Origin of the sequence: Pelagibacterium flavum (assembly GCF_025854335.1) — a bacterium.
Taxonomy (GTDB): Bacteria; Pseudomonadota; Alphaproteobacteria; order Rhizobiales; family Devosiaceae; genus Pelagibacterium; species Pelagibacterium flavum.
Genome location: NZ_CP107716.1, coordinates 2,986,261 through 3,003,418, shown reverse-complemented (window position 1 = coordinate 3,003,418; position 17,158 = coordinate 2,986,261). Strand labels below are relative to the sequence as shown.

At 61.5% G+C, this 17,158-nt stretch carries 16 protein-coding genes; 9 read left to right on the top strand and 7 right to left on the bottom strand.

Going from position 1 to position 17,158, the window contains the following annotated elements:
- Positions 1-28: 28 nt before the first annotated feature.
- Both OF122_RS15100 and OF122_RS15095 read left to right on the top strand, forming a co-directional pair.
- On the top strand, positions 29-1,927 hold the full coding sequence (locus OF122_RS15100) for a glucose/sorbosone family PQQ-dependent dehydrogenase (RefSeq protein ID WP_264225016.1): 1,899 nt from the start codon (positions 29-31) through the stop codon (positions 1,925-1,927).
- 122 nt (positions 1,928-2,049) lie between these two features.
- Positions 2,050-2,433: a VOC family protein gene (locus OF122_RS15095; RefSeq protein WP_264225015.1), complete on the top strand. Its 384-nt coding sequence runs from the start codon at positions 2,050-2,052 to the stop codon at positions 2,431-2,433.
- A gap of 123 nt (positions 2,434-2,556) precedes the next feature.
- Here OF122_RS15095 and OF122_RS15090 read toward each other — a convergent pair whose 3' ends face one another.
- The 3 genes from OF122_RS15090 to OF122_RS15080 all read right to left on the bottom strand — a co-directional run bounded on the left by OF122_RS15090 (position 2,557) and on the right by OF122_RS15080 (position 5,811).
- Positions 2,557-3,468, bottom strand: coding sequence for a beta-1,6-N-acetylglucosaminyltransferase (locus OF122_RS15090; RefSeq protein ID WP_264225014.1), 912 nt, complete (start codon positions 3,466-3,468; stop codon positions 2,557-2,559).
- 255 nt (positions 3,469-3,723) lie between these two features.
- Complete coding sequence (locus tag OF122_RS15085) at positions 3,724-5,301, bottom strand: alanine/glycine:cation symporter family protein (RefSeq protein ID WP_264225013.1); 1,578 nt, start codon at positions 5,299-5,301, stop codon at positions 3,724-3,726.
- Between the two features lie 78 nt (positions 5,302-5,379).
- Positions 5,380-5,811, bottom strand: coding sequence for a universal stress protein (locus OF122_RS15080; protein WP_264225012.1), 432 nt, complete (start codon positions 5,809-5,811; stop codon positions 5,380-5,382).
- Between the two features lie 407 nt (positions 5,812-6,218).
- Here OF122_RS15080 and OF122_RS15075 point away from each other — a divergent pair, with 407 nt between their 5' ends.
- The 4 genes from OF122_RS15075 (at position 6,219) to OF122_RS15060 (ending at position 9,970) form a co-directional block, all read left to right on the top strand.
- Complete coding sequence (locus OF122_RS15075; RefSeq protein ID WP_264224807.1) at positions 6,219-6,398, top strand: hypothetical protein; 180 nt, start codon at positions 6,219-6,221, stop codon at positions 6,396-6,398.
- The gene (locus OF122_RS15070) at positions 6,385-8,457 is read left to right on the top strand and encodes a recombinase family protein (protein WP_264224806.1); all 2,073 of its coding nucleotides are present in this window, start codon (positions 6,385-6,387) and stop codon (positions 8,455-8,457) included. Before OF122_RS15075 ends, OF122_RS15070 begins: the two co-directional genes overlap by 14 nt.
- A 251-nt stretch (positions 8,458-8,708) precedes the next feature.
- On the top strand, positions 8,709-9,653 hold the full coding sequence (locus OF122_RS15065) for a DUF5996 family protein (protein ID WP_264225011.1): 945 nt from the start codon (positions 8,709-8,711) through the stop codon (positions 9,651-9,653).
- Between the two features lie 14 nt (positions 9,654-9,667).
- Positions 9,668-9,970 (top strand): GNAT family N-acetyltransferase, encoded by a 303-nt coding sequence (locus tag OF122_RS15060; protein WP_264225010.1) that lies wholly within the window; start codon positions 9,668-9,670, stop codon positions 9,968-9,970.
- 160 nt (positions 9,971-10,130) lie between these two features.
- Here the strand turns inward: OF122_RS15060 and yjfF are convergent, their stop codons facing one another.
- The 4 genes from yjfF to ytfQ all read right to left on the bottom strand — a co-directional run bounded on the left by yjfF (position 10,131) and on the right by ytfQ (position 14,799).
- Positions 10,131-11,120, bottom strand: a complete 990-nt coding sequence (yjfF, locus tag OF122_RS15055) for a galactofuranose ABC transporter, permease protein YjfF (RefSeq protein ID WP_264225009.1) — start codon at positions 11,118-11,120, stop codon at positions 10,131-10,133.
- On the bottom strand, positions 11,117-12,130 hold the full coding sequence (locus tag OF122_RS15050; RefSeq protein WP_264225008.1) for an ABC transporter permease: 1,014 nt from the start codon (positions 12,128-12,130) through the stop codon (positions 11,117-11,119). The genes yjfF and OF122_RS15050 overlap by 4 nt, the downstream gene beginning before the upstream one ends.
- Positions 12,127-13,644: a sugar ABC transporter ATP-binding protein gene (locus tag OF122_RS15045; RefSeq protein WP_264225007.1), complete on the bottom strand. Its 1,518-nt coding sequence runs from the start codon at positions 13,642-13,644 to the stop codon at positions 12,127-12,129. Before OF122_RS15045 ends, OF122_RS15050 begins: the two co-directional genes overlap by 4 nt.
- A 180-nt stretch (positions 13,645-13,824) precedes the next feature.
- A complete protein-coding gene (gene ytfQ, locus OF122_RS15040; protein WP_264225006.1) occupies positions 13,825-14,799 on the bottom strand; it encodes a galactofuranose ABC transporter, galactofuranose-binding protein YtfQ in 975 nt (324 codons plus the stop codon).
- Positions 14,800-15,151: 352 nt separating this feature from the next.
- Here ytfQ and OF122_RS15035 point away from each other — a divergent pair, with 352 nt between their 5' ends.
- The 3 genes from OF122_RS15035 to OF122_RS15025 are packed head-to-tail and all read left to right on the top strand — an operon-like array spanning position 15,152 to position 17,065.
- Complete coding sequence (locus OF122_RS15035; protein WP_264225005.1) at positions 15,152-15,505, top strand: hypothetical protein; 354 nt, start codon at positions 15,152-15,154, stop codon at positions 15,503-15,505.
- A gap of 50 nt (positions 15,506-15,555) precedes the next feature.
- Entirely contained in the window at positions 15,556-16,434 is an 879-nt protein-coding gene (locus OF122_RS15030; RefSeq protein WP_264225004.1) for a copper chaperone PCu(A)C, read from the top strand.
- A gap of 4 nt (positions 16,435-16,438) precedes the next feature.
- On the top strand, positions 16,439-17,065 hold the full coding sequence (locus OF122_RS15025) for an SCO family protein (RefSeq protein ID WP_264225003.1): 627 nt from the start codon (positions 16,439-16,441) through the stop codon (positions 17,063-17,065).
- Positions 17,066-17,158 lie beyond the last annotated feature (93 nt).

The window sequence follows — 17,158 nt, the reverse complement described above, 5'->3', positions numbered from 1 at the left end:
CTTTTTCAAAATTTACAGGAGATTGCTCATGGCTACGCGACATTCAGCACGCGGAGGCAGGACTCCGGTTGCGAAGGCGTTTATGGGAGGCGCGGTTGCCGCTGCCCTCATGCTGTCCACGAGCATGGTGTCCGCACAGATTACGCCAGTCGAAATCGAAAGTGGCGACAATTCTTTGTTTTCCTCTCGCGTACTGACCACTGATCTTTCCAATCCGTGGGCGCTGCGCTGGGGTCCGGACGACATGATCTGGGTCACCGAGCGCACCAGCGGTGAAGTTACCCGCGTCGATCCGACGACGGGAGCCCAGCAGCTGCTCCTCACGCTCGATGACGTTTATACCGGGCCACAGCACGAGGGCCTGCTGGGTATGGCGCTCCATCCCGAACTGCTCGAGGGCACGGGGAATGACTACGTCTATATCGGCTACACGATAAACAACGGCACGGCCGAAGAGCCCGACCCCTCCGCCCAGATCGTGCGCTTCACCTACGACGAAAGCCTCCAGCAACTCGTCGATCCGATGGTCCTGATCGAGGGCCTGCCGGCGTGGAACGATCACAACGCTGGGCGCGTCGTATTTGGACCTGACGACAAGCTCTATTATTCGATCGGCGAACAGGGCGCCAATTTCGGTCGCAACCTGCGCCGGCCCAATCTGGCCCAGGCCCTGCCGACCCAGGATGAGGTCGAGAGCGAAGATTGGCACACCTATTCAGGCAAGATATTGCGGCTAAACCTCGACGGCTCGATTCCCGAGGACAATCCCGAGATCGAAGGCGTCAAAAGCCACATCCTGAGCTATGGGCATCGCAATCCCCAGGGCATCGATTTCGGACCCGATAGTACGCTCTATGAAACCGAGCATGGTCCTGCCAGCGGCGACGAATTAAACATCATCGAGCCCGGCGGCAATTACGGCTGGCCCAATGTTTCTGGCTATATCGACGATCAGGCCTACACCTATATCAATTGGAGCGAAGCGCCCGAGGATGTGGACCAGAACGCCGACCCGCTGCCCGAAAGCGTGCCGCAGTTCGCAGAAAGCGACTTTGAAGGCGACATGGTCGATCCGCTGGCGGCCTATTGGGTGGTTGAGAACGATTATCCGATCGGGGAAATCTGCGGCTATATCTGTGATCCCACCATCGCTCCGTCTTCTGTCCGTTACTATGACGCGGGCGAGAACGGCATCGCCGAATGGGACAATTCGCTGCTGATCCCGACCCTCAAGCACGGCACGCTTTATGTGCAGGCGCTGAGCGAAGATGGAACGGAGGCTGAGGGCCTGCCGACCGCCTGGCTTTCGACCCAGAACCGCTATCGCGACGTCATCGTTTCGCCCGACGGCAGGACGGTGTTCATCGCAACGGACGCGTTTGGCTCGGCCGCGCAGAAATTCGGCGAGGGGCTCAACACGTCCGTGTTGCACAATCCCGGTTCGATCCTGATGTTCACCTATGGTGAAGAAGGCGGCGGTCTGGGCCTTGTCGAAGGCAATGACCACGACGCCGCGCCAGCCACAGATGGGGCCGCGGGCCCGGCAGAATGGGAAGATCCCAACACCGGGAACGAATCTGCGCCCGCCGAAGGTGAAATGGGCGACGAAGCGGCTGCCGGTGCCATCACCAGCGAGTCTGACGTCACCGAAGTCGCCAATCTGGGCGCCCCCAAATTTGCCGCCAATTGCGCCATGTGCCATGGCGCCGGCGGGCAGGGGGGAGCCGGTGCGGTGCTGGCCGGAAACGAAAATCTGGCGGACGCCAGCTTCGTTGCCAACACCATCGTCCACGGCTTTGGCTACATGCCCGCTTTCGGCAGCCAGTTCAGCGACGAAGACATCGCCCAGATCGGGACGTATATCCGCAATTCGTGGGGCAATGATTTCGGCGTGCTGACGACCGAAGACGTTCAAGCGGCCCGCTAGTGTGCGGTGCCTCTAACCCAAGGTTCTGGAAAGGCGGGAGCGATCCCGCCTTTTTCTTTTTGTCGTGTCGGAACGGAATAGGCTGCCGCGTCCTTGAGGAGGAACATGAGAGGAGAACCATTATGGCGCATTTAAAGGACAAGGTTTCGTCGGCCATCATCGCGGTCGGCGACATAGAGCGCGCGCGCAAATTCTACAGCGAAACGCTCGGCCTCGAACTGGAGGAGGACGGGATGGGCGGCGTGCTGGTGTACAAGACGGGCAGTACCCGTCTGCTCGTCTATCCCTCCGACTTTGCCGGCACCAACAAGGCCAACGCCGTGGTCTTCGATTGCGGAGGGGATATTGAGGGGATTGTAGAAAGCCTGCGCGGCAAGGGCGTCACCTTCGAGCACTATCCCGACATGGGCCTCGATTTCGAGAACGGCATCCACAGCTCGGGCGACTTCAAGATGGTCTGGTTCAAGGATCCCGACGGCAACATCTTGCACTTGAACAGTGCTTGAACGCGCCGGTTGAAGGGGCGGAACTGTGTTTCCGCCCTCAGGTTCGGCTTCATGGCAGAAGCGGCCGCCGGGAATCAGATGGTCAATGATTTCCGGTGCATTTGATCGTCACAATTGGGCCGATCAAACGAAGGCGACGTCCAGGGCGTTGGCATAGGAAGGTGCCTTTGGCTGATGGCTTGGGACGCTGTAGGTATTGGCCGCTGGTGACTGCAGGTGGCGTTCGAGCAGGGAAAGGATCCCGGTGTCGTCCTCTGCATCGAATTTGCGTGCGAAAAGGTCGGGGCTCCGTCGAAGCTGGTCGAGATCTTTCTCCCCGTAATTGCGGGGGCGCAATTTGATATCGCCATCCGGAACCCAATCGATCATGCGCAAATCGTCGTTCATAACGATGCCCTGATCTCCGCTGTTCATGATCACGGTCTGGAAGAACGCCTCATCCGCAATGAAGCTGTTGCGATAGAATGTCTTGAACCGGTCAGCCCGGGGATCATGACAGACAAACTCGCAAAAGCTGCGGGTGACCGCTTTCCACTGTGTCCCGATAAAGGGCGTGTCGCTTGAGAGGAAGGGACGTGCAACGCCGGTTGCGGTCATCTTTCCTCGCTCTTCGACGAACAGGTGGCTGATCCGGTTCAGGGTGTCGGGACGTTCCTTGCGCTGATCGAGCGCGCAAATAAACTGCTTGCCGGGGTTTGCGGCGAAGAATTCGCGGATATATTTCTGGCTCTTGAGCGGAAAATCCTGCCCTGACAGATTGATGTAGTGGGTCCAGCCGCTATCCATTTCGAGCAGTCGGGCCATGCCACGCAGCTCCGCTTCGACGAGGCTGTACCCGCCCCAAAGCGCATCCTGCGGCTCCAGGAGTTCAACGCCCTGGTAGGGCTCGAGGAAGGCCGAAATGTCGTTCGCCAGTTCGGCGCCCGAGGTTTTGTCCACATGGACAACATATTGGTTCCCCGTCAGGTAAATCGCCTTGAAGAGACGCTTGAACTGCGCGGGATAACGGTGAACGAGCACAAAATAGGCGATCATCAGGCATACCTCTCCAGATCGCTGCCGCCAGCTGTCGGAAGCCTGGAGTACAGCGACTGCGTTTCCTGTCTCAGGAAAACCAATCAAATCCATTTCTGATCGAAAAGAGACAACGCCGGACAGAACTGCGCTCCGATGAGCGACACAGCGTATTTAACTATATGGCGATTGAAAGCGGCTATTACAAGGAGCGGCGGAAAGGGGCGGGAGTTCCCGCCCCTCGCCAGTATGGGTACGGGGCCAGCGCCCCTCGCTCTAATGCCCCTTCATCTTGCGGATCTCACCCGACTTTATCTTGGCGAAATACTGGTTCACCTCGCGTTTGACGACCGGCATCAAGAGGTACAGCCCGATGATGTTGGGCAGCGCCATCGCAAAGATCATCGAGTCCGAAAAGTCGATGACGGGACCCAGGCTCATCGAGGCGCCGATGATCACGAAGACGCAGAAGATGATCTTGAAGACATTTTCCTTTTTCTTGCCCTCGCCGAACAGATAGGTCCACGATTTGAGCCCGTAATAGGACCAGCTGAGCATTGTCGAAAACGCGAACAACAGCACGGCCAGCGCAAGGATATAGGGAAAGAAGCTGAACTGCGCGCCGAAGGCGGCCGAGGTCAGCTCAACACCCGTAAGCCCGGTGCTGAGCGAGCCGGTGAAGATGATGACCAACGCGGTCATGGTGCAGATCACCACCGTATCGATGAACGGTTCGAGCAGCGAGACGATGCCTTCGGTTGCAGGCTCCTTGGTGCGCACCGCCGAGTGTGCGATGGCCGCCGAGCCGATGCCGGCCTCGTTGGAAAACGCAGCGCGCCTGAAGCCCTGGATCAGCGCGCCGATGGCACCGCCCGCGACGCCTTCGGGCGAGAACGCTCCGCCGATGATCTGGGAGAAGGCCCAGCCGATGGAACCGATGTTCATCAGGATGATGACGAGCGCGGTGCCGACATAGAGGATGCCCATGAAGGGCACGATCTTTTCGGTGACCTTGGCGATCGACTTGATGCCGCCGATGATTACCGCGCCGACGATGAGCGCCATGACCAATCCGAACAGCCAGCCGAAGCCGGCGAGCGGGCTGTTTCCGTTGCCGCCCGTGACGTTGACGAGTTGCTGGAAGGACTGGTTGGCCTGGAACATGTTGCCCCCGCCAAGCGCCCCGCCGATGCAGCAGATGGCGAAGAATACGGCGAAGAATTTGCCCAATCCGGTCATGCCGCGCTCGGCGAGGCCCTTGGACAAATAGTACATCGGACCGCCCGAGACACGCCCGTCGGGCAGCTCATTGCGGTATTTGACGCCCAATGTACACTCGGTGAACTTGGACGCCATGCCCAATAGACCGGCCAAAATCATCCAGAATGTCGCCCCCGGACCCCCGACGGCGACGGCGACGCCAACCCCGGCGATATTGCCCAGGCCGACCGTTCCCGACAGAGCCGTGGCCAGAGCCTGGAAGTGAGAGACCTCACCCGCATCATTGGGATCGGCATAATCGCCCCGCACCAGTGCGATGGCGTGGCCGAACACCCGGAACTGGATGAAGCCGAAATAGAGGGTGAATACGGTCGCGGCCAGAACCAGCCAGCCCACGATGAGGGGGAGGTCCACGCCTGCGATGGGCACGGCGTAAAAGATGACGCTGACGACAGCGTTGGAGATGGGTGAAATGGCGTCGTTGACCATCATGTCGATGGTTCGGGTGGTCTCCTCGATGGTCTCCTGCGCCACGGCCGCGGATTCGGCGGCTTCCTCGGTTGCCTCCTGCCCGAAGGCGGGGAGGGCGAACAATGGCAGCAGCAGCGCCAGTGCCAAAAACAGTTTTCTCATTTTTGATATCCCCTTGAACCTTCGCTCCGGCCCGTTTTGCCGTCGGACGCGGGCGAAGTTTTTGATTGGTGCGACGCCTTACGGAACCACGGTGACCGGAACCGTGGCGATCTGGACGAGCGCCATGGTCAGCCCGCCAAGGAGGCGATCGGTGAGCTTGCGCGAGCCCTGCCGGCCCACAAAGATCTGCCTGGCGCCCGACGCTTTGGCGATGTCTGAAATGATCTCGCCGGCGTGGCCATATCGCACCTCATGGGTGGTGGTGATGCCCATGGCGCTGTATTTCGCGGCGACCGGCTCGACGACCCTTGCGGCGCGAACCAGTTCTTCCTCGCGGCGCTTGTGGCGTTCGGCCAGCTCTTCCTGACTTAGAAAACTGTAGGGCGACCATTCGAGTACCAACACCAGATGCAGCGTGGCGCCCGATGTTCTGGCGTGGCTGGCCGCAAGATCAGCGGCGCGCCCCGAAGCTTCGGTCCCGTCGAAGCCCACTATATAGATGTCCGACATCCATTTTCCCCTCAACTCGCCAGCACAAGTACGGATCGGATGAAGGGGGCTTTGCGCCACAATCGGGCGCCATCTGGTTTTCTATTATCCGCCATCGCCCGTTCATTCTGCCCATGTCGGGGAAGAGCGGCAAATTCACTATCGCTGGCATCCCTATTTCGGACAGAAGGTAACCGTTCGGCAGGTTCAGCAGCGGGCCACGGGACAGTTTCTGAGAGTTGACGGTCCCTCTGGCACCATCATCTCGATTCCTGGCTGGATGGTGGACCCCCTGATCTGTGCCGAGATGAGAATTGGCGGGCCGCAGGTTGATCTTGCGGCACTGTCAGATCTCAAGAGACTGGTCACGCCGACTTCTGTTCCCACACACTCCCTGGGCGAAAATGGAATCGCAAGGGAGGAAGTCGATGAAACAGCACGACGCGCCTGTGCCGACCTCGGGCAGGCAGATGAGCCTAGTGTTCGAACCCCGCAAGGTGGACGCGATGAAGGAGGTGGAGCAAGCGGAGGCCACGAGGGCACTCGCCCACCTTCTGATGCAGGCCGCCGGTCTGATCGTCGAGGAGCTCGGCGATGAACGGAATTGATCTGATCCCCACCCAACTCCTGAAGCGCAAGGCAGTTGTCTATGTGCGTCAATCATCGCAGTCCCAGGTCATGACCAATCTGGAGAGCCAGCGGCGGCAGTACGACCTCGTCGACATTGCCCGCGAGCACGGGTTCATGGATGTGGAGGTGATCGACGACGATCTCGGGCGATCCGCGAGCGGAACAGTGGCGCGCCCCGGCTTTGATCGGCTGGTCGCATGGCTGTGTGCGGGCAATGTGGGCGCTGTTTTGTGTCAGGATGCATCACGGCTCGCGCGAAATGGCCGTGACTGGCACCATCTTCTGGAGCTCTGCGGCCTCGTCGAGGCCCGTGTCATCGATCACGACGGCGTTTATAATCCTTGCCAACCCAATGATCGCCTGCTCCTGGGCATGAAAGGCAGCATCAGCGAATTCGAGCTCGGCGTGCTCAGAACGCGAATGCACGATGCTGTCAGGTCGAAGGCGCGCCGTGGCGAACTGCGCTTGTCAGTCCCGTTCGGCTACATCTGGCACCGTGAAGCGGGTCTCGGGCTCGACCCTGATCTGCGCTTGCAGGAGGTGATCCGGCTCATCTTTACCCGCTTCGGCGAACTTGGCAGCGCGCGCCAAGTGTTGTTATCGATGACGGCCGATCAAATCCACTTTCCTCGACCTTCGGATGAAGGGCGCATGACCAGCTTCACCTGGCTGCCGATCCGCTATCGCAACGTGATCTCCGTGCTCAAAAACCCGTTTTACGCTGGAGTTTATGTTTACGGGAAAAGCGAGAAACGAACCTCCATCGTCGATGGGCGCGCGCGGCGGAGCTATGGCCACAGCAAACCGGTCGGGACGTGGGAGGTATTCATCAAAGACCACCACGAAGGCTATATCAGCTGGGACGAGTACGAGCGAAACCAGCAGCAATTGGCCCTCAACAACTACGGTCGCGCCGGTGGTGTGAAATCGGGCCGAGGCGGCCGGGCGTTACTTTCGGGCATGATGACGTGTGCCCGGTGCGGGCGGCGACTGTCGGTCACCTATACCGGCAATCCGCAGAGCCGACCCGTCTATCGCTGCGACAAGCCGAACCTGATGATGGGCTTGCCCCGATGCATGACCTTTGGAGGCCCTCGGGTGGACGCGGCTGTTGCGCGTGAGCTGCTGCGCGCGGTAGAACCCTTGGCGATCGAGGCCGCGTTCGAGGCTGAGCGGATGCACCGGGAACGACAAGATAATCAGCGCCAGATCCGCGATCTGGAACTTCAGCAGGCCCGTTACGAGGCCAATCTCGCCGAGCGCCGCTATGCCGCCTGTGATCCAGACAATCGACTGATTGCCGCCCAGCTGGAGAAAAACTGGGAAGTAGCGCTACGCCGGGTGCGGGATCTGGAAGTACGCCAACCGCCCGGAAGCCCATCAACCATCGAGGTTGATCCAAGCGCTTTTGCCAACTTGGCCGAAAACCTCTCCGCGGCATGGGATGCGCCTGATGTGACGATGCGTGCCCGTCAGCAGTTGCTCCGGACCTTGATCGCCGACATCATCGTCGATGTTGACGATGCGGTGCGGGACGTCGTCCTCACGATCCACTGGCGGGGCGGCCAACACTCAGAACTGCGTGTTCACAAACCCCAAGCGGGGGAACACGGTTGCGCGACAGCTGAAGATGCGTTGGCAGTAATGAGAAGCATGGCAGGTCGTTGGTCTGACGAGCATATCGCCGCGTCGCTCAATCGGATGGGTTTGCCCACCGGCCACGGAAAAACTTGGACGGCGCACCGCGTCTCGTCGGTTCGGCGGGTTCGCGGCATCCATGCCTACCGTTCGGCTGAGAAAAATGGCGAATGGCTCACCATGACCGAGGCAGCCAAGGCTTTAGGCGTTACACGCCACGCGATCAGGCGCCTTATCAAGACCGGCACCCTCCCAGCTGTTCAGGTAGTGCGCGGTGCGCCGTACCAAATCCGTGCCGAAGACCTGGCGTCGGAGACGATCAAAACCGCGATAGCCCGGAAAGGTCGCCCGTGTCGCACCGTCGACGCGAACACGCTTCCAATGTTTACAGACACTTAGCAATGGAGTGCATAATGAAACACGCTTCGCAACAGCCCGGCATACCCATTTGGTCCCCTTAACAACAAGTTAAGCGCAAATTGTCGCAGGAGTCTCGATTTATTGCCGTGGGCGCTCTCGGCTGGGGAAATCACGGCGGCGGACGGCCGCGCGGCGGCAGGTTTTCCACAAGACCGGCTCCAGCCGCTCCCTTGCCGATCTCGAACCAACCTGCGCAAAATCGCTCTTTGAAACGGAAAAGGTGCACCCCGATGACTGTGAACGCCAATTGGCCCGATATTCCCTTCACCCCATGGAAAGAGAGCTGCGCGGCGCTCCATCTTTTTACCCAGATCGTCGGGAAATACCGGCTGGCGCACACGCCATGGGTCAACCATTCCTGGCACGCCACGCTCTATGTCACGCCGCGCGGGCTGACCACGGGCATGGTGAGCGACGGCGCGGGCGGCGGGGCCGAGATCGTTTTCGATTTCCACGATCACGCGGTGATCGGCATGGCGGCGGACGGGACGAGTGCCCGGTTTGATCTGGAGCCCATGTCGGTGGCGGGATTCGCCAAAAAGTTCGCCGGGCTGCTGCGGGAAATTGGTGCGACCCCCGAGTTTGACGGCAGGCCCAACGAAATTCCCGACGCGATTCCTTTTGCTCAGGATGTGGCCGAGCGCCCCTATGATGCCGACGCAGTGCGGCGCTTTCACGGGGCTCTGGTGCAGATCACGCGGGTTTTCGAGACCTTCCGGACTGGCTTTCTGGGCAAGGTCAGCCCGGTCCATCTGTTCTGGGGTAGCTTCGATATGGCGGTGACGCGGTTTTCCGGACGCGACGCACCCTTGCACCCCGGCGGCATTCCCGCCTTGCCCGATGAGGTGACGCGGGAGGCCTATAGCCATGAGGTTTCCTCGGCCGGGTTCTGGCCGGGCGGTGGCGGGATCGATTATCCGGCGTTTTATTCCTACACCTACCCAACGCCCGATGCGTTTTCAAAGGCGGCGGTCCGGCCCGAGGCGGCGTTTTTCCACGACACGCTGGGCGAGTTCGTTCTGCCCTATGACGCGGTGCGGAAGGCCGACGATCCCGATGCAACGCTGCTGGCCTTTTTGCAGAGCACTTATGATGCGGCAGCGAGTCTCGGCAATTGGGACCGGACGAAACTGGACTGCCATCCCGGCAGGCCGCGCCAGCCGCGTGCGATCTGAAAGGACTTCTGACGATGAGCGACTTTACCATCGAGCGCGAGGATGGCGAGACCAAGGGGCGCTACGTGGTCCGTCTCGACGGGCATGAAGCGGAGATGACCTACACCAAGGTGGGCACGCGCCAGCGGATCATCGACCATACCGGCGTGCCCGATGCCCTGCGCGGACGCGGGGTAGGCGAAGCGCTGGTGCTGCGCGGTGTCGAGGACGCGCGGGCCGAGGGGGTCAAGATCATCCCGCTATGCCCGTTCGCCAAGGCACAGATCGAGCGGCATCCCGAATGGCAGGATGTGCTGCGGGGTAAGGTGCGGGAATAAGAAACCAGTAACACCCCCTCGCTGTCCCGGGCTCGACCCGGGATCCGGTAACTGGCAGAGCCAGTGGTTCGGTCATATCCGCCGAGTGTACTGGACCCCGGCTCAGGGCCGGGGTGACAAGGGAGGGTTGGCAGTGTCGGGGGCCAAGGGGGCAGGCGCTCTACGCCCGAACCGCTTCTACCTTCTTTTTGCGCCAGTCGCGTTTTGAGGCGGCGATGATAATGCGTTGGAGGACGATGAAGCCGAACAGCAATCCGCCGATGACGATCTTGGTCCACCAGCTCGAGAGCGTGCCGTCGAAAACGATATAGGTCTGGATCATCCCCTGGATGAACACCCCCACCAGCGAGCCGAGCATGAAGCCGAAGCCGCCAGAAAGCAGCGTTCCGCCGATGACCACGGCGGCGATGGTATCGAGTTCGACACCGACGGCGGCCAGCGGATAGCCCGAGGACGTGTAGAGCGAATAGACCACGCCCGAAAGCCCGGCCAGAAAGCTCGAGACGGCATAAATCCCGATGGTCGTGCGGGCGACGGGGACACCGAGCAGGGCGGCGGACTGCGCATTGCCGCCCAGCGCATAGACATACGCGCCAAACCGGGTGCGGTGGCAGACGATGATGCCGATGGCGAAGACAATAAGCATCAGCCCGCCATTGAAGGTGAGGCGCCCGCCGCCGGGCATGACGTAATAGAACTGGCGCACCCAGGTATAGAAATCATGGCTGACCGAGATCGAATCCTGGGTCAGAAGGAAGGTCAGCCCGCGCGCCAGAAACATGCCGGCCAGTGTGACAATGAAGGGCGGGACTTCGAGATAGTGGATCATCGTGCCCATGGAAGCCCCGAACAGGGTGGTGACCAGCAGCGTTATCGCGAAGGCGGGCAGGGGGTGGATGCCGAGCTGAGTGATGAGCACCGCGATCAGCACCGAGGAAAAGGCGATGACCGAGCCGACCGACAGGTCGATGCCGCCTGACAAAATGACAAAGGTCATCCCGACCGCCGCCACGCCGAGAAAGGCGTTGTCGGTCAAGAGATTGCCAAGAACGCGCGTGGAAAACAGCGCCGGGAACTGCATCACGGCAAGCGCGTAGGCGAGGACGAAAATGGTGATGGTGGCGATCAGCGGCCAGTAGCGCGGGTTCATTTCGGGCTGACCTCGGAACGTTTGGTGCGGGGGCGGGCGGCGAAGTGCCAGGCCCGGCCGGCGAGAGGAGACTGGACCACCAGAATGATGATGATGAGCGCCGCCTTGACCAGCAGGTTGAATTCGGGCGGGAAACCCGAGACCAGAATGCCGGTGTTCATGGCCTGAATGATCAGCGCGCCGATGACCGACATGGGGATGGAAAACCGCCCGCCCATCAATGAGGTGCCGCCGATGACCACGGCAAGGATGGCGTCGAGTTCGAGCCACAGACCGACATTGTTGGCGTCGGCGCCGCGAATGTCGGCGGCGGCGATGATGCCGGAAATGGCCGCGCAGAACCCGGCGAAGGCATAAACACCGATCAGGAGCGAGCGGGCGCGCAACCCCGCATAGGACGAGGCCGAGCGGTTGATGCCGACGGATTCGATGAACAGGCCGAGGGCGGTCAGCCGCATGACCAGCGTTGTGATGATGGCCAGCGCCAGCATGATGATGATGGGCGTGGGCAGGCCGAGAATGGAGCCGGAACCGAGAAAGATCAGGCCCGGATCGTTGAAGGTGACGATGAAGCCTTCGGTGATGGTTTGGGCGATGCCGCGCCCGGCGACCATGAGGATCAGAGTGGCGATGATCGGTTGCAGCCCGAGCACGGCGACGAGGGCGCCGTTCCACAACCCGCAGAGAAGGCCGACCCCGAGGGCGGCGCCAAGGACCACGATGAGCGCGTTGCCATCGCCCTGAACCATGGTGGCGGCGACCGCGCCGGCAATGGCCATGACCGCGCCGACCGACAGATCGACCCCGCGCGTGGCGATGACGGCGGTCATGCCGATGGCCAGAATGGCGACCGGGGCGCCGCGATTGAGCACGTCGATCAGCGAGCCATAAACACGGCCATCGCGGATGAAGAGGTTGAAGAAGCCCGGAAACAGCATCCAGTTGATGAGCAGGATGGCGGCAAGCGCAATAAATTGCGGCTTGATGACCGAAAAGATCGAGCGGGTCATTGGGGCCGTGCCTCCGGCTCGCTGGCGATCATTTCCATGATCGCTGTGGTGTTGATCGCTTCGCCCGTCAACTCCCCGGCGATGGCGCGTTCGCGCAGGACGAGGACACGGGAGGAATAGGCGGTGATTTCGTCGAGTTCGGACGAGATGACGAACAGGCTCATGCCGTCATCGCACAACCGGTTGATCATCCTGATGATTTCGGCGTGGGCACCCACATCGATGCCGCGGGTGGGCTCGTCGAGGATGAGGAGTTTGGGGTTTGTGGCCAGCCAGCGGGCCAGCACCACCTTTTGCTGATTACCGCCCGAGAGGAATTTGACCGGCTGTTCGGGGCCGGTGCAGCGGATATCGAGCGCCTTGATGTAGCGATCGGCCAGTTCGGACTGTTCGGCGCCGCTCATGGGTTTCGTCCAGCCGCGATGGGCCTGGAGCGCCAGCATGATGTTTTCGCGCACGGTGAGATCGCCCACGATGCCGTCGAGCTTGCGATCTTCCGGTGCGAAGGCGAAGGCCAGTGCAATGGCGTCGCGTGGTTCACGCAGCGTGGCGGGCTGGCCCGCGACGGTCAATTGGCCGGTATCGGGCTTGTCGATGCCGAACAGCAGGCGCGCCATTTCGGTGCGGCCCGAACCGAGCAGGCCGGCTACACCGACGATTTCGCCCTTGTGCAGATCGAGATCGAACGGGGCGGCCTTCCCGGTGAGGGAATAGTTCTTGAACGAGGCGTAGAGCTCGCCGGGCTTGCGGGTGACCCCGATGCGCATGGCGTCTTCGTGTTCGAGCGCTTCGCCCAGCATCATGGTGACAAGGTCCATGCGGCCCAGCCCCTCGATGGGGCGCGAGCCGACGCGGCGGCCGTTGCGCAGCACCGTGACGCGGTCGGCGATTTCATAGACCTGATCGAGAAAGTGGGTGATGAACACGATCGCCATGCCCTGCGCCTTGAGCTGCCGGACGATCTCGAACAGGATTTCGACCTCGTGCTGGTCAAGGCTGGCGGTGGGTTCGTCAAGGATGAGCACCTTGCCCGAAATATCGACGGCCCGCGCGATGGCGACGATCTGCTGCACGGCGACCGAAAAGCTGTCGAGCTGGGCGCCGGGATCGATCTTGAGGTCGTAGCGGGCGAGGAGGGCGCGGGCGTCTCGCTGCATCTTTCTTGTGTCGACCAGGCCCCATTTCATGGGCTGGCGGCCGACATAGAGATTGTCGGCAACGCTCATATTGGGGAGGAGATTGACCTCCTGATAGACGGTGCCGATGCCCATTTCCTGCGCGTGGCGGGTGTCGCGCGGATGGATGGGCTGGCCATCGAGCATGATGGTGCCGGCATCATGGGTGTAGGCGCCGGTGAGGATCTTGATGAGGGTCGATTTGCCCGCGCCGTTCTCGCCGAGCAGGGCATGCACCTCGCCGGGGAAAAGCTCGATGCCGACATCGTCGAGGACCTTGTGGGAGAGAAAGGATTTCTCGATTCCCGATGCGGCGAGGATGGGGGCGGGTTGGGGCATGAAGTCCGTTCCGTCAAACCAAGGCAGCGCGTGCGGCAAAGCTGCCAGCTGGATTCCGGGGACAAGCCCCGGAATGACAGCAGAGAGATTGGCCACCTCGCTCGATCCAACCGCCGCCTGTCACCCCGGGATTTATTCCCGGGGTCCAGTCAGCACTGTGTCAGGCGCGATGGCAGGCGATCAATACCCCAGATCGCGGCGGCGTTCGGCTTCGCCTTCGGGATCGTCCTCGGCCGTGTAGAGCTTGGACTCGGTGATGATGAACTTTTCAGGTTCCACACCATCGTTGAGATAGGCGGCAAGCGCTTCGAACGCGGGTCCGGCCATGTTGGGGGTCAACTCGACGGTGGCGTTGGCTTCGCCCGCGGCGATGGCGGTGAAGATGTCGGGCACGGCATCGATCGAGACGACGAGAATGTCTTCGCCGGGGTTGAGGCCGGCTTCCTTGATGGCCTGGATGGCGCCCACGGCCATGTCGTCATTGTGGGCGTAAAGGGCGCAGATGTCGGCTCCGCCATTTTCGGCGCGCAGGAAGCCTTCCATCACCTGCTTGCCCAGAGCGCGGGTGAAATCGCCGGTCTGGGAGCGTACGATCTCGATGTTGTCGTGATCGGCGATGGCTTCTTCAAAGCCCTGCTTGCGGTTGATGGCGGGGGAGGACCCCACGGTGCCCTGGAGTTCGACAACGCGGCATTCCTCGTCACCGACTGTCTCGACCAGCCAGTCGCCGGCGACGCGGCCCTCAAGGACCTGATCGGACGCCACCGAGGTAAGATAGAGATCTTCGGGTGCCTCGATGCCGCGGTCGAGAAGGACCACGGGTATGTCAGCGTCCTTGGCTTCGCTCAGAACCTCTTCCCAGCCGGTGGCGACCACGGGAGCGAGCAGGATGGCATCGACGCCCTGGGCGACGAACGAGCGGATGGCGCGGATCTGGTTTTCCTGACGCTGCTGGGCGTCCGAGAACTGCAGATTGACACCCCATTCTTCGGCCTGCTGGCGGGTGACCGAGGTTTCGGCGGCGCGCCAGCCCGATTCCGAGCCGATCTGCGAGAAGCCGATGGTCATGCCCTCAAGGCCTTCCTGCGCCATGGCGGCGGATCCGAGAAGGGCGACAGTGCTCACGCCAAGCGCGAGTTGCTTGATGAATTTCATTGATTTTTCCTCCTGATGGCGCCGATCGGAGCCTCCCTCCGACCCGTGCCGTGGAGGAAAGATTGCATATAGTATTACTATATGTAAAGACCGAAAAAGTTTGAATAGTCAGGACCGGGAAGGCCGGGAAATATGGAGTGTTATCGGTTACATTGTAAGGATCGTGGTTCGGTTTCCGGCCTGGCGGCGAACCGGGAAGGGGGTGGCGGGGGCGAAAATGGGTCAATTAGTATGACTAAACGCGAAATCGTCTGGTTGGCCGAGGCGGGGCATGGACACAAAAGGCCGCATTGGCTTTTTGCCCGCTTGCTGTAAAAGCGCAGGAAACGGAACGGTTGAGGGTGGCGAGGGCATGAGCCTTGCGCGCGACATCGGCGGAGAAATCATCAAGGCGCTGGCGGTGCTGGCGGTGGTGTTTCTTTCGTTCGCCCATCAGCCTGTGGCCATTGCGACAGCCGATGACGGGTTGTCCTATTCTCTCGCCGATCTTTCGTTCTGCGGCGGCTCGCCCGAGGGCGACGGTGCGGGCCATTCCCCGTGTCATGCCTGCCGGGCCGGGGTGGCCGACCTGCCGGAAGCGCCTTGCGAGAATGAGCCGGCCTATACCCGGTTCAGTCAGGTCCGATTCTCGCTCGCCGACGACCTGGTGGCCGAGCAGCACGCGTTTTCGACCCGCAAATCCCGAGCGCCGCCAGCACTGGCCTGATTGAAGCCGAATTTCTTTCAGACCAATCTTGTTCATGCTGGAGATCATCCATGATCCGCATCGCTTCCCGCGCGGCGCTCGCCGCTGCATCCACATTTGCCATTGCTTCGCCCGCCCTGGCGCATATGACCTTTGAGACCGCCCAATCGGCGCCCGGTGAACAGTTCCGGGGCGTGCTCGTCCTGCCCCATGGCTGCGATGGCGCGCCGACCGACACAATCCGTGTGACGCTGCCCCAAGGCTTTGTTGACGTCAGCGCCGAGGCCAAGGATGGCTGGACGCTCGAAACGCCGGGCAGCGATGGTCAGGTCAGCCAGATCGTCTGGTCGGGCGGCTCGGTGCCAGACGACGGGCACGAGACGTTCGCCTTTACCGGCACCTTTGCCGCCGACCTGCCCGAGACTGACATGGTGTTTGCCGTCGAGCAGATGTGTGGCGAGGTTTCGCTGGGCTGGGAGCCGGCGGTGAGCCTTGGGGACGAGCCGGTCTCTCACGGGCAAGACGGCTCTGATGCCATCACCGTGGGCGACCTGGAACTGACCGGCGCCTTTACCCGCGCCACGCTGCCCAACGCGCCGGTCGGCGGGGGCTATGTGACGATCACCAACAAGGGGGACGAGGCCGACCGGCTGGTCTCGGCGCAATCGTCGTTTTCGCCGGACGTGCAGATCCACGAAATGGCGGTGGTCAATGACGTGATGCAAATGCAGCAATTGCCCGAGGGGCTCGAAATTCCGGCCGGTGAGACCGTGACGCTGGCACCCGGCGGGCTGCACATGATGTTCATGAACATTTCCGCCCCGTTCGTCGAGGGCGAGACCGTGCCGGTGACGCTAGTGTTCGAGAAGGCCGGCGAGGTCGAGATCGAGCTGGCGGTGCAGGCCTTCGGGGCATCGGGGATGAACACTTCCGGCCATGAGGGGCACTGATCCGATGGCCAATTCGATGCTTCATACGGTGCGTATCGTGCTCTGGACCCTGGTTATGGTTGCTGCCGCCGGGGCGGGGGTGCTTTGGTATTCGACGCAGGTGCGGCCCGACCCCTCCAGCCAACTGGCCGCAGCGCCCCAGGGGCAATATGGGGCCGGGGATTACCAGCTTGTCGATCACACCGGCGCGCCGGTCGACCAATCGGTATTCACCGGCAAACCCTCAATGGTGTTTTTCGGGTTCACCCATTGCCCCGATGTGTGCCCGACCACTTTGGGCGACATGCAGCACTGGTATGCCGAACTGGGCGATGACGCCGATGCGGTGAACGCCTTTTTTGTTTCCGTCGATCCCGAACGCGACACGCCCGAGGTTCTGGGCGAATATGTTGGCTGGGTCTCCGAGCGGATCACCGGGATCACCGGCGAGCCCGAGGAGGTCGAGAAGGCCATCAATGCCTGGGGCGTGTTTGCCGAGAAAGCGCCGCTCGAGGGCGGCGGCTATAACGTCAACCACACCGCCTCGGTGTTTTTGATCGATAGCGCGGGGCAATTGTTTGGCACGATTGCCTACGGGGAAGGCGCCGAGACGGCTGTGGGCAAGCTCAGGCGGCTGATCGGCGAGGGTTAGGGCCGGCGATTTCCGGGCGGTCCTTTCACCGGCGCTGAGCGTACTGGGCCCCGGCTCGAGGCCGGGGTGACAAGGGTGGGGAGGACAGGGCCG